The organism is Aquibacillus saliphilus (assembly GCF_020404745.1).
GTDB classification, from domain to species: Bacteria; Bacillota; Bacilli; order Bacillales; family Amphibacillaceae; genus Aquibacillus; species Aquibacillus saliphilus.
The window spans coordinates 158,471-178,414 of the sequence record NZ_JAIZAP010000005.1; the positions used below are offsets into that span (position 1 = coordinate 158,471).

17 protein-coding genes are annotated in these 19,944 nt (G+C 36.8%); 4 read left to right on the plus strand and 13 right to left on the minus strand.

What is annotated here, in order from left to right; genetic code table 11:
- Positions 1-18: 18 nt before the first annotated feature.
- From rnr to secG, 3 genes are all read right to left on the minus strand, one after another.
- A complete protein-coding gene (rnr, locus tag LD272_RS07545; protein WP_226036043.1) occupies positions 19-2,301 on the minus strand; it encodes a ribonuclease R in 2,283 nt (760 codons plus the stop codon).
- Between the two features lie 104 nt (positions 2,302-2,405).
- On the minus strand, positions 2,406-3,149 hold the full coding sequence (locus LD272_RS07550) for an alpha/beta hydrolase (protein ID WP_226035994.1): 744 nt from the start codon (positions 3,147-3,149) through the stop codon (positions 2,406-2,408).
- Between the two features lie 181 nt (positions 3,150-3,330).
- Complete coding sequence (gene secG, locus LD272_RS07555; protein ID WP_226035995.1) at positions 3,331-3,561, minus strand: preprotein translocase subunit SecG; 231 nt, start codon at positions 3,559-3,561, stop codon at positions 3,331-3,333.
- A gap of 199 nt (positions 3,562-3,760) precedes the next feature.
- Here secG and LD272_RS07560 point away from each other — a divergent pair, with 199 nt between their 5' ends.
- The 4 genes from LD272_RS07560 to LD272_RS07575 all read left to right on the plus strand — a co-directional run bounded on the left by LD272_RS07560 (position 3,761) and on the right by LD272_RS07575 (position 7,870).
- On the plus strand, positions 3,761-4,687 hold the full coding sequence (locus LD272_RS07560) for an alpha/beta hydrolase (protein WP_226035996.1): 927 nt from the start codon (positions 3,761-3,763) through the stop codon (positions 4,685-4,687).
- A 517-nt stretch (positions 4,688-5,204) separates the two neighbouring features.
- Positions 5,205-5,474: a phosphocarrier protein HPr gene (locus LD272_RS07565; protein ID WP_226035997.1), complete on the plus strand. Its 270-nt coding sequence runs from the start codon at positions 5,205-5,207 to the stop codon at positions 5,472-5,474.
- Between the two features lie 6 nt (positions 5,475-5,480).
- Complete coding sequence (gene ptsP, locus LD272_RS07570) at positions 5,481-7,199, plus strand: phosphoenolpyruvate--protein phosphotransferase (RefSeq protein WP_226035998.1); 1,719 nt, start codon at positions 5,481-5,483, stop codon at positions 7,197-7,199.
- 392 nt (positions 7,200-7,591) lie between these two features.
- On the plus strand, positions 7,592-7,870 hold the full coding sequence (locus tag LD272_RS07575) for a hypothetical protein (protein WP_226035999.1): 279 nt from the start codon (positions 7,592-7,594) through the stop codon (positions 7,868-7,870).
- A 78-nt stretch (positions 7,871-7,948) separates the two neighbouring features.
- Here LD272_RS07575 and eno read toward each other — a convergent pair whose 3' ends face one another.
- The 10 genes from eno to LD272_RS07625 form a co-directional block, all read right to left on the minus strand.
- Complete coding sequence (eno, locus tag LD272_RS07580) at positions 7,949-9,235, minus strand: phosphopyruvate hydratase (protein WP_226036000.1); 1,287 nt, start codon at positions 9,233-9,235, stop codon at positions 7,949-7,951.
- Positions 9,236-9,237: 2 nt separating this feature from the next.
- Complete coding sequence (gene gpmI, locus LD272_RS07585; RefSeq protein WP_226036001.1) at positions 9,238-10,800, minus strand: 2,3-bisphosphoglycerate-independent phosphoglycerate mutase; 1,563 nt, start codon at positions 10,798-10,800, stop codon at positions 9,238-9,240.
- Complete coding sequence (gene tpiA, locus LD272_RS07590; protein ID WP_226036002.1) at positions 10,797-11,555, minus strand: triose-phosphate isomerase; 759 nt, start codon at positions 11,553-11,555, stop codon at positions 10,797-10,799. The genes gpmI and tpiA overlap by 4 nt, the downstream gene beginning before the upstream one ends.
- 18 nt (positions 11,556-11,573) lie before the next feature.
- The gene (locus LD272_RS07595; protein WP_226036003.1) at positions 11,574-12,755 is read right to left on the minus strand and encodes a phosphoglycerate kinase; all 1,182 of its coding nucleotides are present in this window, start codon (positions 12,753-12,755) and stop codon (positions 11,574-11,576) included.
- Between the two features lie 187 nt (positions 12,756-12,942).
- Positions 12,943-13,950, minus strand: coding sequence for a type I glyceraldehyde-3-phosphate dehydrogenase (gap, locus tag LD272_RS07600; RefSeq protein WP_226036004.1), 1,008 nt, complete (start codon positions 13,948-13,950; stop codon positions 12,943-12,945).
- 34 nt (positions 13,951-13,984) lie between these two features.
- The gene (locus tag LD272_RS07605; RefSeq protein ID WP_226036005.1) at positions 13,985-15,013 is read right to left on the minus strand and encodes a sugar-binding transcriptional regulator; all 1,029 of its coding nucleotides are present in this window, start codon (positions 15,011-15,013) and stop codon (positions 13,985-13,987) included.
- Positions 15,014-15,257: 244 nt separating this feature from the next.
- Entirely contained in the window at positions 15,258-15,509 is a 252-nt protein-coding gene (locus LD272_RS07610; RefSeq protein WP_226036006.1) for a glutaredoxin family protein, read from the minus strand.
- Positions 15,510-15,959: 450 nt separating this feature from the next.
- The gene (rpoN, locus tag LD272_RS07615; RefSeq protein ID WP_226036007.1) at positions 15,960-17,258 is read right to left on the minus strand and encodes an RNA polymerase factor sigma-54; all 1,299 of its coding nucleotides are present in this window, start codon (positions 17,256-17,258) and stop codon (positions 15,960-15,962) included.
- A 174-nt stretch (positions 17,259-17,432) separates the two neighbouring features.
- The gene (locus LD272_RS07620; RefSeq protein ID WP_226036008.1) at positions 17,433-18,386 is read right to left on the minus strand and encodes an L-lactate dehydrogenase; all 954 of its coding nucleotides are present in this window, start codon (positions 18,384-18,386) and stop codon (positions 17,433-17,435) included.
- Positions 18,387-18,462: 76 nt separating this feature from the next.
- Positions 18,463-19,662 carry an MFS transporter gene (locus LD272_RS07625; protein WP_226036009.1) on the minus strand — a complete coding sequence of 400 codons (1,200 nt, stop codon included), beginning with the start codon at positions 19,660-19,662 and terminating at the stop codon, positions 18,463-18,465.
- Positions 19,663-19,944 lie beyond the last annotated feature (282 nt).

A 19,944-nucleotide genomic window follows, 5' to 3' on the forward strand; every position in this document is an offset into this window, starting at 1 on the left:
ACGTGGACTTATCCACGTCTATTTCTTCTTCTTCTTCTTAGGTTTATTTTTCTTTCCTGCGCCTTTTGGGGGTTTAACTTTTCCTTTTGTTTTAGGTTTGCCATTACCTTCTTTAGAACCAGGACGCTTTGCCTTAATTACTTTAGGACGATCCGATGACCCTCTATCTTTTCTCGGTTTCATTCCAACAACTTCAAAATCTACTGCACGTTCATCTAGATTAACATTAGTGACCTTGATAGTTATTTCATCACCAATCCGAAAGATGTTACCAGTTCGTTCACCAATCATTGCATAAGACCGTTCATCAAAATGATAATAGTCATCTGTTAGGTAACTAACATGGACAAGTCCTTCTACTGTATTTGGCAATTCTACAAATAAACCAAAGTTAGTAACAGAGCTGATTACACCATCGAACTGATCACCAATTTTATCTTGCATGTATTCAGCTTTTTTCAAGTCATCTGTTTCACGTTCTGCATCGACTGCTGCTCGTTCTTTTTCAGATGAATGTTTAGCAATCTCTGGCATTTTGTCTTTCCAATGCCTTTGCGTTTTTTCATCTAATTGCTTATTTATTAGATACGTACGAATTAATCGATGTACAATTAAGTCCGGGTACCTTCTTATTGGCGAAGTAAAATGAGTATAAAATTCTGTTGCTAGGCCAAAGTGTCCAATACTCTGAGGATCATACTTTGCCTGCTTCATTGACCGAAGCATAAGTTTAGAAATAATCATTTCCTCTTGTGTACCTGACACTTCTTCTAATACCTTCTGCAACGCTTGTGGATGAATCTCATTAGCAGTGCCTTTCACAACATATCCTAACGATGCAATAAACTCGAAGAATTTCTGTAATTTATCTTCACTTGGATCCTCATGAACCCGGTGAATAAACGGAACATCCATCCAGTGAAAGTGTTCTGCTACCGTTTCGTTGGCTGCAAGCATAAATTCCTCGATTAGTCGTTCTGCAATCGAACGTTCACGTAAAGCAATATCAACTGCTTTCCCTTCATTATCAACTAGCACTTGCGCTTCTTTAAAATCAAAATCAATTGCACCTCGACCGAAGCGTTTCTTACGTAATACCGCAGCTAAATCTTCCATGTCCTTAAACATTGGCACTAGTTCATTATATCGTTCGATTGTCTTTTCATCTTTGTCGACTAGAATTTTATTGACATCATTATAAGTCATTCGTTCTGCTGTTTTAATCACACTTTGAAATATTTCATGTCCAACAACTTCACCATTTGTATTAATTTCCATTTCACAGCCTAATGTCAATCGGTCCACTTGTGGATTAAGTGAGCAGATACCATTTGATAATCGATGTGGAATCATTGGTATGACACGATCCACTAAATAAACACTTGTAGCACGATCAATTGCTTCATTATCAATTGGTGAATTCTCTTCTACATAATACGTAACATCCGCAATATAGACACCCAATTTATAATTGCCATTGTCCAGTCGTTTAACTGTTACTGCATCATCTAAATCTTTAGCATCTGCACCATCAATTGTTACAATTTTTTCATTTCTAAGATCACGTCTATTTTTTATCTCATCTTCAGTAATTTTTTCTGGTGCCTCTTCTGCATGTTTAAGCACTTCTTCAGGAAATTCAACGCCAATTCCATGCTTATAAATAATTGAAATAATATCCATACCTGGATCGTTTTTATGCCCAAGTATTTGCACCACTTCACCCTCTGCACTCATTCGAGCTTCTGGGTATTTAGTAATTTTGACGATTACTTTATGTCCGTTCACAGCACCTTTGGATGCATTTTTAGGAATGAAAATATCATTTGGTATCCTCTTATCATCAGCAATAACGAATCCAAAACTACCATTATCATCGTAAGTACCTACGAGTTCAGTTGCTGCACGTTCTAGAATCCGGATAACAACCCCTTCTGGCCGTTTCCCTTGTTCGTCTTGACCTTCAATTCGAACCAATACTATATCGTTATTCATCGCAGACTTAAGATCAGCATGATTAATGTAAACATCATCTTGACTTTCAATATCCGGTATTAAAAAGGCAAACCCCTTTGCATGCATTTGGATTTTCCCGCGTATTAAATTCATTCTTTCTGGTGTTCCATACCTGTTTTTTCTAGTTTTAACTAACTCTCCTACTTCTTCTAATTCATTTAATAGTTGCATTAAAACTGTATACTGATCTGAGTCATTTAAATCAAGAATCTCTTCTTTAATTTCATTTACAGCTAACGGTTTTGTTGCATTTTCTTTAAAATATTCTAAAATTGTCTGTTTCATTTCATTTTTATTCAAACGCTCACCTTCCTTCTAAATTGATTTGTTAATGTTTCCTTTAATATAGATAGCTCCAGATTGTTAGATAGTTTTACCCTTATTATTACCTAAGACCATTCCAAAGATTCTAAAAACTGATAAATATCCTCATGTAACTGATCTTTTTCTTTATCAAAAGTAATAAGATGACTTGAATTCTCATACCATTTAATGTCTTTTTTTTCAGATTCCACATTGTCATGAATGTAATTGGCACTATCTGGATTAATCATCTGATCATTTCTAGCTTGGACAACAAAAGTAGGTGCATAAATATGGTCGATATGCTCCTTGACGTCAACTATAAGCTCACCTAGTTGATCAAATAATCCACCTGAATGATCTAGCAGCTGTTCGACCTCTTTTTTAACCGTTTCATCGTCCTTTTGTTCTAATTGTTTGTATTCTCGAGCAAATAGCTCAAAACCCTTTGTTAGTTCCGTCTCATTATCGAAGTACATCGGGGCACACATAGATACAATACCCTTAATTGGTTCCGAGTAAGCTACTTTCAAACCTAGAACGCCTCCTAAAGATAATCCAGCGACAGCTATCTCTTTATATCCTAGATCTTTAAGATGCTTTATTCCCTTTTGAACATCTTCCCACCACTGTTCAGGCGTAGCCTTAACTAATTCCTCTGGTGGAGCACCATGTCCCCGGTATATCGGCGCATGGCATGTATATCCTTTCTTTTCTAGAAATCTTCCAAGCATTCGCACATCTGCTGAATGTCCAGTAAAACCATGTAGTAATAATACCGCACGATCTCCTCCTTCAAACGTAAAAGCTTCAGGTTGTTTTATCTTCATGATGATTTTGTCATCCCCTTTTTTCTATGTACATATTTATGATGGATTAATAGTATCAAAGTTATCCATATCTTTCACATACGTCGGCTTATTAGAAGCAAATCATTACTAGTCATTAATACAAATAATCCCTTACCACAGGCGTAGTAAGGGATTTGTTTTCTTTTTTATTCAATTTACCTTATAAAACGTAACCAACGATAAACGTAAGAATAAAAAGGAGCACTCCGGCGACTACTGTTGCACGGTGTAACACCGCATCTAAACCGCGAGCCTTTTGTTTACCAAATAATTGCTCGGCACCACCAGAAATCGCGCCAGAAAGTCCTGCACTTTTTCCTGATTGTAGTAATACTAAAGTAATAAGAGCAATGGCATCAATAATTAATAACGTAATCGCAACTTCATACATGTTGCGCACACCTCCTAAGACGCACTAATACATAGTGATAATGTAGCATAAATGCTAGGCTTTTGGCAAGTTATATTTAAATACAAACAGGTTGAATAGGAAAAAAACAATACGCTTTCATATAAAGAGGAATTTGCTATACTTGAAATAGATTATTATCTAATTAATTATAAGGCTAAGTTTGAAATGGGGTACAAATATGGAACCACTGATTGAATGGTTGACAGCTCCTGACAAAGAGCAAATATATCTACAAAAGTGGACAAACAATTCAAAGAAACCAAAGGCAATAATCCAAATTGCTCATGGCATGGTTGAACACATTAAACGTTATCAACCATTTGCAGATTATTTAGTTGAAAATGACATCTTTGTATATGGAAATGACCATCGTGGTCACGGAAAAACCGGTGAAACTAGTGGTTTAATGGGATACTTCGCAGATGAGCAAGGATTTGAGAAGTCTGTTGATGACTTATACGATGTTACAAGTATAATAAAACAAGAGTTTCCTGATGTTCCCGTTATTTTATTTGGTCATAGTATGGGGTCATTCTTGGCAAGAAGATATATTCAAAAATACAGCAAAGCGCTAGATGGATTAATTTTGTCTGGAACAGGCTACCACCCGGCTATGACAATAAAATTTGGTAAGCTAATAGCGAAGCGTGAAATTCGCAAGGTAGGTCGTACAGAACCTTCCAGCCTTTTAAACGCCCTCGCTTTTGGGGCTTTTAATAAAAAAATTAGAAATGCCGAAACAAAATTTGATTGGTTAACTAGGGATAAGGAACAAGTAAAATTATATATGGATGACCCTCTGACTGGCTTTACCCCATCTGCTGCCTTTTTTCACGATTTATTTGATGGATTAAAAATGATTAATGATCAAAAATTAATAAAAGGCGTTCGAAAAGATTTACCCATTTTATTTATCAGCGGAGATAAAGATCCCGTTGGAAATCAAACAATAGGTGTGAAAAAAGTTATTAATCAATATCATAAACTCGGCATAGGTTCAATAGAAAGTCTGTTCTATAAGGATGGTAGACACGAATTGTTAAATGAAATCAACAAAGAAGAAGTGTACCAAGACATAGTTAAGTGGATTAGACGTAGAGAATAGTTTCGAATTGATTTACTAATAATACTTCCTAATACTAGAGCCTTCTTGTGGGTATGATTTATTTTATACCGAATCAATTTCATAATTACCTAATGGAGCAATTGTTATCCCCCTATAGTTTGGGAATGATTTATCCCAACTATACACAAAAATTGAACAGAACGACTTAAAGGAAACATGTAATTCAGGTCCCAGTTGCTAAAGGATTTTTGAACCAAAACAATAAATAGAATGAGCAAATCCATTTGCAGCTTCAAACTCCTATAGTGATTCCTTCACTTAGATTGGATTCAGTGGTAGAAATAAGTATTTGACATTGGACTTAGAACCCCACATGGTGGTATTGTTGTATCTGGACTTGTGGAAGAAAATCCACTTCTATATTTGCTCACAATATTAATAGGTACGCTTGTCAGTGCTTTTCTGTTAGGATTCTTGAAAAAGGACCTAGAAAAGGAGTAAAATGATAGTGTAGAGGGTAATGCCTGATATAAATAAAAATTTGGAGGTTTTTAATATGGCAGTTGAAAAAACAGCAACAATTACAGATGAAACAGGAGTTCATGCTCGACCGGCAACAGTACTAGTAAATAAAGCTGGTCAGTTTACATCAGATATTAAAATGGAGTATAACGGTAAATCTGTTAACTTAAAATCAATTATGGGTGTTATGTCTCTTGGAATCCCTAAAGATTCTGAAATCAAAATCGTTGCAGAAGGTACTGATGAGCAAGAAGCATTGGATACTATTATTGATACAATTAAAAAAGAAGGATTAGGGGAGTAAACATTAATGAGTAACATTCAAGGAATTGCAGCATCTAGTGGAATTGCCATTGCTAAGGTTTATAAGTTGGCAGTTCCTGACCTATCTTTTGAAAAAAAGCAAATTGATAATCCTGAAAAAGAAGTTGAACGATTGAATCAGGCATTAGAAATTTCAAAGCAAGAACTAGAAAAAATCAAAGAAAATGCTAGAAAAACTCTTGGAGACGAGCATGCTGAAATTTTCTCTGCTCACTTATTAGTTTTAAGTGATCCAGAAATGATCAACCCTATCCAAGAAAAAATAAAGTCAGATAATATTAATGCTGAAGTTGCTTTAGATGAAACAGCAAACATGTTTATCGATATGTTTAAAGCAATGGATAATGAGTATATGAGAGAGCGTGCAGCTGATATTCAGGATGTAACGAAACGTATCATGGCTCATTTACTTAATGTTACATTCCCTAATCCAGCTTTAATTGATGAAGAAGTTATCGTTGTTGCAGAAGATTTAACACCATCTGATACAGCGCAACTAAACAAACAATTTGTTAAGGGTTTTACTACTAACATAGGTGGCCGAACTTCACACTCTGCAATTATGGCTCGTTCATTAGAAATTCCAGCAGTAGTAGGTACAAAAACAATTACTTCTGATGCAAACAAGGACGATATTATTATTGTTGATGGCATTGATGGGCAAATTATTATTAATCCATCTGAACAGGAAATTGCTACTTATAAGAAAAAACAAGAAGAATTTGAAGAACAAAAACAAGTTTGGGCAAAACTTAAAGACGAGCCTACGATATCAGCAGATAATGAACATGTTGAATTAGTAGCTAATATCGGAACACCTGAAGATGTTACCGGAGTACTAAATAATGGTGGCGAAGGTGTTGGTCTTTATCGCACTGAATTCCTATATATGGGGAAAACAGAGCTTCCAACAGAGGAAGAACAGTTTGAAGCATATAAGTCTGTTTTGGAACAAATGGATGATAACAAGCCTGTTGTTGTTCGAACATTAGACATTGGTGGGGACAAGGAATTAAGCTATCTTAAACTTCCTGAAGAAATGAACCCATTCTTAGGCTTCAGAGCTATCCGTCTATGCTTAGAACGTGATGACATTTTCCGTGTTCAGTTACGTGCCTTACTGCGCGCAAGTATCTATGGAAACTTAAAGATCATGTTCCCAATGATTGCAACCTTAGACGAATTCCGTCAAGCGAAGGCACTTCTTTTAGAAGAAAAAGAAAATCTTAAGAGTGAAGGTAAAGACGTTTCTGATGACATTGAAGTCGGAATTATGGTAGAAATTCCTTCAACAGCAGTAATTGCTCGTCAATTTGCTAAAGAAGTTGATTTCTTCAGTATTGGTACAAATGACCTGATTCAATATACAATGGCAGCAGATCGAATGAATGAGCGTGTATCTTACCTTTACCAACCTTATCACCCAGCAATCTTAAACCTAGTTAATAACGTAATTGAAGCGGCTCACGCTGAAGGAAAATGGGCAGGCATGTGTGGAGAAATGGCAGGCGACTCGATTGCCATTCCAATCCTTCTTGGTTTAGGATTAGATGAATTTAGCATGAGTGCTACATCAATCCTACCAGCACGTACTCAGATTAAAGATTTGTCTAAAAAAGAATTAGCTTCTTACAAAGATCAGCTATTATCTATGAGTACTGCTGATGAAGTAGAAGAATTTATAAAAGAAAAAACAAACCAGTAATCCTGGTAAAACCGATGAGTTATTAATAATTCATCGGTTTTTTTGTATAGGTAAGAAAGTATAAAATTTTGCGCTTTGATGTCTAGCTCCAGCGCCTACCCCTCGAGGTCTTATGTCCATCCTCTTTGTGGCAAAAGCACCACATAGAGGCTCGACTTAAGCTTGTCGGGGGTGACCAAGGCGCTTGCGCTTTGATGTCTAGCTCCAGCGCCTACCCCCTCGAGGTCTTAAGTCAATCCTCTTTGTGGCAAAAGCACCACATAGAGGCTCGACTTAAGCTTGTCGGGGGTGACCAAGGCGCTTGCGCTTTTCTTAATATATAAACTTTCACCAATGTATATTTCATCGGTTTTAATAGCACATTATTAACATGAATAATAAAGGAGGAATACATGGTGAAAGGTAATAATATATCCAGTTTACAAGATCAAAATCAGCTTGCTCAAGCTCAACAATCGATTTTACATTTACAAAATTCAATTACACAGGCACAAAGTCATCCAAACAAACAAATCATTGACCAAATAAAACATTCCTTAGATCGGGCAGAGCAATCACTCTCTCAAGCAGAAAAAGTGACGGATAATAAGCAGGCCTTAGACTTAGCTAAACAAGAATTTGAACAACAAAAACAATTATTTCAAGAAGTTTCATCTGCAAAATTTGAATAATGAAGATAAGCTATTTTTAAAATAGAAAAAGCTGCTAAGTGAGAATCATCTCACTTAGCAGCTTTTGTTATCATTAAATTATTTGTTTAAGTTATAAAAAGCAGACGCTCCAGCATAAATGCCAGTGCCAACTAACTCATCTTCAATACGAAGAAGTTGGTTGTACTTAGCTACACGGTCTGTACGAGACGGTGCACCAGTTTTGATTTGTCCAGCATTTGTAGCAACTGCGATATCAGCAATTGTTGCATCCTCAGTTTCACCAGAACGGTGAGAGATAACTGCGGTATAACCAGCACGTTTAGCCATTTCAATTGCATCAAATGTTTCTGTAAGTGTACCAATTTGGTTAACTTTTACAAGAATAGAGTTTCCTACTCCTTGTTCAATACCTTGTTTAAGTTTTTTCGTGTTAGTAACAAATAAATCGTCACCTACAAGTTGAATACGGTCGCCAAGACGATCTGTTAGAAGTTTGTGACCTTCCCAGTCGTTTTCATCTAAGCCATCTTCAATCGAGATGATTGGATACTTGTTAACCATTTCTTCATACCAATTAACCATTTCTTCGGAATTACGAACAACGCCTTCACCTTTAAGATTGTACTTTCCATCTTCGTAAAATTCAGATGAAGCCACGTCCATTGCAAGCTTAACTTCTTCTCCTGGCTTGTAACCAGCAGCCTCAATTGCCTCAATGATTGTTGATAGTGCTTCTTCGTTTGAACTTAAGTTTGGAGCAAATCCACCCTCATCACCAACACCAGTATTTAAGCCTTTACCTGCTAATACTTTCTTCAAGGAATGGAAGATTTCTGCTCCCATACGAAGTGCTTCACGGAAAGTTGGAGCACCGATTGGCATGATCATAAATTCTTGAATATCTACGTTATTATCAGCGTGCTCTCCACCATTAACAATATTCATCATTGGTGTAGGTAATGTCTTCGCATTGAATCCACCAAGGTAAGTATATAGTGGTACACCTAGGAAGTCTGCAGCAGCATGTGCAACAGCCATAGATACACCAAGGATAGCATTAGCCCCTAGTTTACCTTTGTTATCTGTTCCATCAAGTTCAATCAGTAATTCATCAATGACAACTTGGCGAGTAACATCAAGTCCTAGTAACTCTGGTGCAATAATTTCATTTACATTTTCGACTGCTTTAAGTACACCTTTACCAAGGTAACGTTCCTTGTCACCATCACGAAGTTCAACAGCTTCGTGCTCACCAGTTGAAGCACCACTAGGTACTAAAGCTGAACCGAATGCTCCTGTTTCTGTGAATATTTCTACCTCTACTGTCGGGTTACCACGTGAATCTAATACTTCGCGAGCATATACATCTGTAATATAAGGCATATTTATTTCTCTCCTTCACCATTTACTTTATTTTTAATTAATGTTTTTCCTGTCATTTCTTTAGGAAGTTCCACACCCAACAAGTCTAACAACGTTGGTGATAAGTCTCCTAAAATACCGCCGTCTCTCAACTCAATTCCCTCTTTAGTAACAATTACTGGTACTGGGTTTGTCGTATGAGCGGTCATCGGATTACCATCAGTTGAAACTACTTCATCAGAGTTACCATGGTCAGCTGTTATTATAGCATGCCCACCTTTTTCAATTATCTTGTCTACAATTTTACCTAGACATTCATCGACAACCTCTATTGCTTTAATGGTAGGCTCAAGCATTCCTGAATGACCAACCATATCAGGGTTTGCAAAGTTTAATAAAATCGCATTTTGATTTCCTTCATCTAATTCCCTCAGTAAAGCGTTAGTAACCTCATAAGCGCTCATTTCAGGCTGAAGATCATAGGTTGCGACTTTTGGTGAATCAATTAAAATTCGCGTTTCACCTGGGAATTCTTTTTCTCTACCACCGCTCATGAAAAATGTTACGTGCGGATATTTTTCAGTTTCTGCAATACGTAATTGGTTTAAGTTATTTTGTGCTAACACTTCACCAACTGTATTATCCAAGTTAACCGGTTCATACGCAACAAAACCGTCAACTGTTTCACTAAAGTTAGTCAATCCAACAAAATGAAGATTTTTCGGAGCTTTATCCCCACGATCAAAGTCGCGGAAATCTTCATTTGCAAATGTACGTGAAATTTGGATGGCACGGTCCGGACGGAAGTTATAGAAAATAAGTGAATCTTCATCTTCTATTGTTGCCTTTGGTTTGCCGTTTTCATCAGTAATTACCGATGGAAGAACAAACTCATCAAAAATGCCATTTTCATAGGAATCATCAACGATTTGGAGAGGATCCGTGTACTTTGGTCCTTCACCATAAACCATTGCATCGTATGCTTTTTTGACTCGATCCCAGCGTTTGTCTCTATCCATAGAGTAGTAGCGACCAGAAATGGAAGCAAACTCACCTACTCCATACTCCTTCATTACGTCTAGAGCTGCTTGAATATACTGTTTAGCAGACTTTTGGCCAACATCTCTACCATCTAGAAATCCGTGTACATAAACTTTATCAAGTTTCTTTATTGAAGCTAATTTCAATAATGCATAAAGGTGCTCAATATGACTATGGACCCCGCCGTCAGATAACAGGCCGAAAATGTGCAAGGCTTGATTGTTATCTTTGGCATAGTTTACAGCTTTAAGTAAAGCCTTATTTTCATAGAAATCCCCTTCACGAATAGATAGATTAACTCTAGTTAGACTTTGATAGACAACTCTACCAGCACCAATGTTTAGGTGTCCTACTTCTGAGTTGCCCATTTGTCCTGCTGGAAGTCCAACTGCTTCACCACTTGCTTGAAGCTGGTTATGAGCAAATTTATTCCAGTAACGATCAAAATTAGGAGTATTAGCTTGTTTAACTGCATTTCCCATTACTTCATCGCGAATGGCATAGCCATCTAAAATAATGAGTGCGGCTAATTTATCCTGACTCATTTTGCACCAGCCTCCACTAATTTTAAGAAAGAATCAGCTTCAAGACTAGCACCACCAACTAATGCACCATCAATATCAGATTGTGAAAGTAACTCATCAACATTTGCAGGTTTTACACTTCCACCATACTGGATTCGAACAGCTTCAGCTGCATCAGATGATACAAATCCGTTAACAACACCACGAATGTGTGTGCATACTTCATTAGCTTGTTCTGATGTAGCAGTTTTTCCAGTTCCAATTGCCCAGATTGGTTCGTAAGCAATGATTGTGTCATTTACTTGTGCTTCACTCAAACCTTCTAATGCTTTCTTCACTTGATATTCTACAACAGACATTGTTTCGTTCTTTTCGCGTTGTTCAAGCGTTTCACCTACACATATGATAGGTGTTAAAGCATGATTAAAAGCTGCATGAACTTTTTTATTAACTGTCTCATCTGTTTCAGCAAAGTATTCACGACGTTCAGAATGCCCGATAACTACATAAGTAACACCGATATCTTTTAGCATGACTGGGCTTACTTCGCCAGTAAAAGCACCATTATCCTCATAATGCATTGTTTGAGCTGCAATTTTCACGTCTGAACCTTCTGCTTTTGCAACAAGTGCAGATAGATATGGAAACGGAGCACAAACAACAGCCTCAACTTTGTCACTAGTAGGGACACTGCCTTTTGTTTCTACTATAAATCGTTCCGCCTCTGCAAGTACCTTATTCATCTTCCAATTACCTGCGATTACCTTTTTACGCATGTTAACACCTCTCTCTTATTATTTATCACTAAGTACATTCAAACCTGGAAGCACTTTACCTTCCATGAATTCTAAGGAAGCTCCTCCACCAGTCGAAATGTGATCCATTTTATCTGCATAATCAAACTTCTCAACAGCAGCAGCAGAGTCTCCTCCACCAATCACTGTGTAACCGTCTGTTTCCGCTAATGCCGCAGCAACAGCCTTTGTACCATTAGCAAATGCTTCTATTTCAAATACTCCCATAGGTCCGTTCCAAATAACAAGCTTAGAATCTTTTACAATTGCAGCATATTTTTCACGGGTTTTTGGTCCAATATCTAGCGCTTCCCAATCAGCAGGAATATTATCGATTGCTACTTCTTTCGTGTTAGCATCATTAGAAAAGTCATCAGCAACGACAGCATCAACTGGTAGTACCATGTTAACACCTTTATCTTTTGCTTTTTGCATGAATTCTTTTGCTAACTCAATTTTGTCTTCTTCAAGAAGTGATTTTCCAATCTCATGTCCTTGCGCTTTGATAAACGTATAGGCAAGTCCACCACCAATAATTAAGTTATCAACTTTATCTAATAAATGGTCGATAACACCAATTTTGTCTTTTACTTTCGCGCCACCAATAATTGCAGTAAATGGTCGTTCTGGCTCTGAAAGTGCTTTTCCTAATACGTTTAATTCTTTTTCTAATAGAAGTCCAGCAGCAGACGGTAGATACTCTGCTATACCTGCTGTAGAAGCATGTGCACGGTGGGCTGCACCGAATGCATCGTTTACATAGAAATCAGCCATATTAGCAAACTCTTTAGCGAGTTTTGGATCATTCTTCGTTTCGCCTGGGTTGAAACGAACGTTTTCAATAAGAAGTACTTCACCATCACCAAGTCCGGCTAAAGCCTTATTAACTTCTTCTCCGTATACCTCATCTGTTTTTGTTACTGTTTTTCCTAGCAAATCACTGAGACGTTTGGCTACAGCATCTAAACGCAAGTCTTCAACTACCTGACCATCTGGACGACCTAAGTGACTAGATAGAATGATCTTAGCACCTTGATCAACCAGGTACTGAATCGTTGGTAGCGCCGCTCGAATTCTTGTATCATCCGAAACTTCACCATTTTTCATTGGAACATTAAAATCAACACGGCAAAATACTTTTTTACCTGATACGTCTAAATCACGCAATGTTTTTTTATTCATTTCCAGAAACCCTCCTCAGGCAATTATCCCTATTACTTACTTTCACCTATGTAAGTCCCCTTAAACAGAAAACTACACATATTTTAAATTATAACTTATAAATGAGTAGATAATTCAAATGGGAGGAGGATTGATCCCCCTCCCATTTAAAGTTTCCTTAAATTACTATTTTCTATTCAAGTTTTAATTAAAGTCCTTGCTTTTTAAGAAATACAGCTAAGTCTACACAACGTGCAGAGTAACCCATTTCGTTATCATACCAAGATACTACTTTAACCATATTTCCTTCCATTACCATTGTAGAAATTGCATCGATAGTAGAAGAATTAGGATTACCTACATAGTCAGCAGATACTAATGGCTCTTCACTGTATCCTAGGATACCTTTCATTTTACCTTCAGATGCTTCTTTGAATGCAGCATTTACATCTTCAGCTGTTACGTCTTTATCAAGCTCAGCAACAAGGTCAACTAATGATCCGTCTGGAGTAGGTACACGCATTGCCATACCATTCAATTTACCTTCAAGTTCAGGAAGAACTAGTGATACTGCTTTTGCAGCTCCAGTAGATGTTGGAATAATATTCTCTGCTGCTGCACGTGCACGACGGTAGTCCTTGTGTGGTAGATCAAGAATTTGTTGATCGTTTGTATAAGAGTGAATAGTCGTCATCATTCCACGCTTAAGACCAAATGTGTCGTTTAGTACTTTTGCAAACGGTGCAAGACAGTTTGTAGTACATGATGCGTTTGAAAGTACGTGGTGGCTTGAAGCATCGTATTTATCTTCGTTAACACCCATTACAATAGTAAGATCCTCATCGTTAGCAGGAGCAGAAATAACTACTTTTTTTGCACCAGCATCAATGTGCTTTTTAGCATCTTCGCGTTTTGTAAAGCGACCAGTTGACTCAATAACAACTTCGACACCAAGGTCACCCCAGCCAAGATTAGCAGGATCACGTTCTGATAGTACTTTAATTTCTTTTCCAGCTACAACAATATTAGATCCATTTACAGAAACTTCTTCTGCAAGTTTTCCATGAACGGAGTCATATTTCAATAGATGTGCAAGCATATTAGCATCAGTTAAATCATTAACTGCTACCACTTCTACCTCACTATTATTTAAAGCTTGACGAAATACGTTACGTCCAATACGACCAAAACCATTAATACCAACTTTTACTGTCATTATTATTTTCCTCCTTGATTTTTAAAATATATATTTAAAGGGAAAATTCCCTTAAAAACTCTTTTGCGGCACCCTCATCGGTAATTAACACATTACTTTTTCCTTGCTTAAAGTAAGATGCGATTGCTTTTGCTTTTGACTTACCGCCCGCAATAGCAATGACACAATTTGATTGAGATAAATCCTGCAATTGAATGCCTACTGTTCGTACTTTATGGACTACTTCTCCACCATTATCAAAGTAATATCCAAATGCTTCACTTACTGCTTTACCATTTTTTATTTTTTCTAATACGGAAGAGGAAGTTTTCCTTCGACTAGCCATCGTTATCGCATCACCAATTCCATGGATGACAACATCGGCATCTCGAATCAGTTCAAGAATTTCTTTCACAGATGGCTCACCGATAATCGATTGGTACGACTTTTCGCTTAATGGATCGGGAACATGTAGTAGTCGATATTCACCATTCGCTTTTTTTGCCATCTCCGCACAGATTGTATTGGCTTGATTTTCTACTCTTTCACCAAGACCACCTCTTGCTGGAACAAATAAGCAATTTTTTGCATTCATCGATGGTGTCATCGTTTCTGCAACGGAAGCCATTGAAGTACCACCAGTTACTGCTACTGTTTGATTGGATTTTAAGATTGACTGTAGGAAATGGACACAAGCTTTTCCCATCTCTTGTTTTACCCAATCTTGCCCATCACTATTACCGGATATCACAATAACATGGTCTAATTGTAATTTATCCTTTATATGTTGTTCTAAAACACTAAATTCAGAAATTTCATCCATAAACGCAGTTAATTGGTGAAGAACACCATTTCCTTTTTTTGTTAAATGCATGCCCTTAGCCGTTATATCGATAAAAGCAGATTGGTTTAAGAACTCAATTTCACTTCTGACTAGTCTTTCAGTCATTTCTATATTGTCTGCTAAACTTCTCCGACCAATCGGACCCATTAACTGAATGTAATGCATGATTTTATATCTTCTTTGCATGACTTCAATTAGATCAGGGAATAATTTTTGTTGTAGGTCAATAAGTTCTTTCATAAATTACTCCTTCAAAAGTATCGATTGGCGGGGCAGTATATGTCCCTAGCAGACAAATTTTGTCCCACATTAAGCAAAAAAATATCCTCTTACAACTAATATTGTATCAGATGGCTGATTTTACCACAACTAATTTGTGCAAAAACTTTGGGAAGCATTCCCTCCATCTGTGATCTACCAGGAATGTAAGCCAACATTTACTATTATGATCATGACCATCTTTCTTTTTAAAAGACTCAGATGGTTATTTACTTTTATTCAACTCAATAAATTCTTCGCGAATGTAATCATAATTTATTTGTCCGTAATCAATGTCCTGTCCAGCAACATGGACGACCGGGATCATTAATTGATACTTTTCTAACAACGCATCATCTGTATATATGTCAATCTCGTTTAGTTCAAATGCGAATTCATCTTTCAGTAAATATAATAATTGCTTAGCATCTTCACATAATGGACAGTTCTTTTTTGTATAAAAGTTAACTTGGAGCATGTATATTACCTCTCTTTTCTGGGCTGTTTTCTAAAAGGATTGGACTGCGGTTACTTGTCTCACCGAAAATGCTTTTTACTTTTGACACAAAAACTATAGAATGCGCACTCTCACTCAGCCTCCCAGAATGCGCACTCATCCGGAGTTTATTCTCACTCAGCATCCCGGAATGCGCGCTCACACTGGATTTATTCTCACTCAGCATCCTGGAATGCGCGCTCAATCCGGATTTATTCTCACTCAGCACCCCGGAATGCGCACTCAAACCGGATTTATTCTCACTCAGCATCCCGGAATGCGCGCTCACACTGGATTTATTCTCATTCAGCATCCCAGAATGTGCACTCAAACCGGATTTATTCTCACTCAGGGGCACTCGATTCAATTAGAGTGGAAATAAAAGTTACGTCGCATTTTCTATCAACTGTGATGATTTAAAAGCAACAATACTTAACAAAAGAGCCTTTTTCTAAGTTTTGATGTAGGAATTTTTAGTTCAACCCTATATTTTGCAACAGTGCGACGAGCGATTTCAATCTGATACTGATTAAGTAGTTGTTTACGAACAGCTTCATCCGATATTGGCTTTTGTTTGTCTTCTATGTCAATTATCTCTTTTATTAATTGCTTGATATAAACAATAGAAGACTCTTTTCCTGTACTATTACTTATTCCTGATTGTAAAAATAGTTTGAACGGAACTGTACCATGAGGTGTTTGGACATATTTATTTTTGAACATGCGACTGACAGTTGATAAATGTACATCTAACTTAGTGGCTAAATCCCTTAATTTTAATGGTTTTAGCATTAAAGGCCCATATTCAAAAAAGTCGCGTTGTTCAACTAATAGTAAATCTAGCACACTTTCTAGTTTTAACTTTCGGTAATTAATTGTAGATTGCAACCATTGAACTTCCTGTTGCTTTTCTTGTATATAAGCACTTGTTTTCTTATCATCCGTTTTAATAGAAGCATATTCTTTACTAACTTGAATCGTTGGGTAATTCCATTTATGGATTCTAATTTTCCATGATCCATCTACTTTATAAAATTGGGCATCTGGGACAATATAGGAAGCGTTTTGATTTGACAATAGTTGCCCAGGCTTCGGATGACAGCTTCTAATTGCTATTATACTCTCCATTGCTTCTTCTGAAGAGAGGTGATATTCTTCACAAATTAAATCAAGTGCTTCATCTGCAACCCAGTCCAAATGTTCCAGGACAATTGTTTGTGGAATTTCATTTGAAGGATTATTTCGTTTTAATTGTAGTTGCAAGCATTCCCTTAAGCCACGTGCACCAACTCCAGATGGGTCTAGTGACTGAATAACGTTAAGCGCCCGTCCAACTACTTTTTCCGAAGTAGAACAAGCTTCAGCCCATTCGGACAATCCAATCGTTAAATAACCATTTTCATCTAACGAACCGATCCCATATGAAAGAACAGGTTCTAATTCAGGCGAAACTTTTACTTCTCCAAGTTGAAGCTTCATCTGGTCATAAAGTGATGGTGGACGATCTTTAAAAGATCCGATACCACCATCAGATACATGGCTGAAAGAACATGACTTAATCGTATAATCAAATACAGTGTCAATAGGCTCTATTAATGGATTTTCGTTTGCAATTTCCTTGATATAATCTAATAATTCTAGGCCGTTATATTGTAATAATTTAATTGATTGGGAAAGTGACTGAGTCATTTTCCAGGATAGATTCTGAGATTGTGTCAACGTTTGCTTCATGGGTATCCTCCATGAACTAATTTTTAAGAGCTTATAGATCAATTTTAACACAGAAAAAAACTTCTCTATGATTATAGAGAAGTTTTTTTAACTAAAGTCAATTTCATACTACTGATTTTTTGCAATTGACATGCACATAAAGTTGGGATAGACCGTTCTCAGACTGGAATTAATTCAACTAAATGCTTTTTCTTTCATTTCATTCAAAATAGAAGCAGATTTTTGTAATTTTTGTTGTTCGGATTCGTTTATTTGTAATTCTAATATCTCTCGGACCCCGTACTCATTTACAATTGCTGGAACTCCCAAGTAAACGTCGTTAATTCCGTATTCTCCTTCTAGAAGAGTCGATACAGTCACGATTGAGTTCTCATTGTGCAAAATTGCTTTTGTTAATCGTACTAGTCCCAAACCAATCCCGTAATAAGTAGCACCTTTACGTTCAATAATATGGTAGGCTGCATCACGAACATTTTCAAAAATTCTCTTCATATCTTCATCGTTTTCAACATCATTAATTTTTGCGTACCTACTCAGAGGAACACCACCAATTTGAACGTGACTCCATACAGGCAACTCTGAATCACCATGCTCTCCAATGATATAGGCATGAACATTCCTGGAATCTACTTGAAAATGTTCACTTAATAAATATCGAAACCTAGCTGTATCAAGAATTGTACCCGATCCAATTACTCTCTCTTTTGGTAATCCCGACACTTCTAGTGTTACATGACTTAACACATCAACTGGATTAGTCGCTACTACAAAAATTCCTTTGAAACCAGATTCCATAACATTAGTAACGATTGTCTTAAATATCTTCGCATTTTTACTAACCAAGTCTAATCGTGATTCTCCTGGTGCCTGATTTGCTCCTGCAGTAATTACAACCAAATCTGCGTTATTACACTCTTCATACCCACCAGCTCTAATTTTCATCGGTGAGGCAAATGGCATCCCGTGATTCAAGTCTGCTGCTTCACCTTTAGCCTTATCCAAGTTCACATCTACTAATACAAGCTCATTGACAATCCCTTGATTTAGTAATGCATAAGCATAACTAGATCCTACAAAACCTGTCCCGACAATTACTACTTTTCTTGATTTTGATTGACTAATAATCATTAAACCATCCTATCACTAAAATATTTTTTAATTACTTTAACCAACTCTTGCTCCTGTAAACAGAATTTTTTAAATCTTAATAGCTATTCGCCTTTATTTCTATATATTCTTCAGATTCAGCTTTATGAAAAACAGTCACAATAATAAAAACGAATAAAAACAATGATAATGTTGCAAGTACAATCGAAATAATAGGAGTTGGAAAGTGATCCATTATACCTCCAGTAAGCAAAGGTAAAAAGATGCCACCAACCCCTCCTGACGCGATAAGAATACTCGTGTTTCGATCAGTACTACCAGGTAGTAGTTGATTTGCATAAACGAGAGCTATACCAAAAATCCCTGCCATCATCAAACCTATTAAAACAATCAATACATAACCAACCCACAAGCTAGTAACAAATCCAAGGCTAGCGACAAACACTACTGTACCCAAACAGCACCAAGCCAGATATCGACCGTAACTCATTCTTTCAGCTAAATATCCTGCTGCAAGTCGACCTACAACCATTGCTGCCCAGAAATACGTTACAGCAATAGTTGCTGCAAAAGTACCGGTTTCTAACTTACTAATAAGGATGGACGGTAAAAAATTCATGATACTAACTTCGGTTCCAACATAGATCATGAAAAACAGCATAAATCCAATTAAAAAATAACGACTATTTCCTAATGGAGTGGTAGCGTCTATTTGCTTATCTTGTTTTTTAACTGATTTAATCATTAAGTGTTCCAATTCACCAAAGGATACTTTCATCCATATAAATCCAATTAATACTGCATACATGAATAGAACGAGAAACGAAAAACGCCATAAATCTGTGGTAGCAAGCCATCCTGATATGATTGGCATAAACAGTGAACCTATCCCAAAAAAGACTTCTAAACGACTAAAAGCGACTGCTTGTTGCTCTTTTACACCGTCGATTATGAGTGATCCAACTAATGGTTCAATGACCCCAAAACCAATACCAGAAGTAATTGCAAAGAGGAGTAGTAACTCCCATGGAAATAAGAACATAAATGCTATTTGAGATAAACCAAGCATTACGATTGCACCAACTACAATACGTCTCCGTCCCAGAAATTTCAAGAGATGGGAAGACATGATGACGCCTGTTAGAAATCCGACAGATTGGAAGGCAATTAACATGCCACCAGCTGTATAACTTTTTTGATAGTGGTCAAGAATTTCTGTCAGCAATGAACCGACAATTATGTGAGTAAGTCCAATTAATAAGTAGGTAAAACATCCAATCCATAGTAAACGCTTCACGTCTAATCTCCTTAACTTTTGCTATGTATTCTCTTTTATTTTACAGTTCTTGTGTCACCTTGAATAATATAGGGATAATAACTACCTTTTTTCTTAGTTAACACTACAAAATGAGTTAATCTTATCATAAACTGCCCTAACTAAAACTACAACAGTTCATTAACAATCCACAGTGGACACATGGATGAAAAAGTGTGCTGACTACCACTTTACTCTATTAAAATGGAATGGTATCCCTCTTTTCCCTTTCATTTTAAAATCTCTACTTCTTTTCCAAGTAAA

Bases quoted from the DNA above. Each gene is read 5' to 3' on its own strand.
- LD272_RS07610 (WP_226036006.1), bottom strand. From the start codon at position 15,509: ATGCTCCAAGTTAACTTTTATACAAAAAAGAACTGTCCATTATGTGAA.
- rnr (WP_226036043.1), bottom strand. From the start codon at position 2,301: ATGAAACAGACAATTTTAGAATATTTTAAAGAAAATGCAACAAAACCG.
- LD272_RS07595 (WP_226036003.1), bottom strand. From the start codon at position 12,755: ATGAATAAAAAAACATTGCGTGATTTAGACGTATCAGGTAAAAAAGTA.
- rpoN (WP_226036007.1), bottom strand. From the start codon at position 17,258: ATGAAGCAAACGTTGACACAATCTCAGAATCTATCCTGGAAAATGACT.
- secG (WP_226035995.1), bottom strand. From the start codon at position 3,561: ATGTATGAAGTTGCGATTACGTTATTAATTATTGATGCCATTGCTCTT.
- LD272_RS07605 (WP_226036005.1), bottom strand. From the start codon at position 15,013: ATGAAAGAACTTATTGACCTACAACAAAAATTATTCCCTGATCTAATT.
- tpiA (WP_226036002.1), bottom strand. From the start codon at position 11,555: ATGCGTAAAAAGGTAATCGCAGGTAATTGGAAGATGAATAAGGTACTT.
- LD272_RS07620 (WP_226036008.1), bottom strand. From the start codon at position 18,386: ATGATTATTAGTCAATCAAAATCAAGAAAAGTAGTAATTGTCGGGACA.
- eno (WP_226036000.1), bottom strand. From the start codon at position 9,235: ATGCCTTATATTACAGATGTATATGCTCGCGAAGTATTAGATTCACGT.
- LD272_RS07560 (WP_226035996.1), top strand. From the start codon at position 3,761: ATGGAACCACTGATTGAATGGTTGACAGCTCCTGACAAAGAGCAAATA.
- gpmI (WP_226036001.1), bottom strand. From the start codon at position 10,800: ATGAGTCAGGATAAATTAGCCGCACTCATTATTTTAGATGGCTATGCC.
- LD272_RS07575 (WP_226035999.1), top strand. From the start codon at position 7,592: ATGGTGAAAGGTAATAATATATCCAGTTTACAAGATCAAAATCAGCTT.
- gap (WP_226036004.1), bottom strand. From the start codon at position 13,950: ATGACAGTAAAAGTTGGTATTAATGGTTTTGGTCGTATTGGACGTAAC.
- ptsP (WP_226035998.1), top strand. From the start codon at position 5,481: ATGAGTAACATTCAAGGAATTGCAGCATCTAGTGGAATTGCCATTGCT.
- LD272_RS07565 (WP_226035997.1), top strand. From the start codon at position 5,205: ATGGCAGTTGAAAAAACAGCAACAATTACAGATGAAACAGGAGTTCAT.
- LD272_RS07550 (WP_226035994.1), bottom strand. From the start codon at position 3,149: ATGAAGATAAAACAACCTGAAGCTTTTACGTTTGAAGGAGGAGATCGT.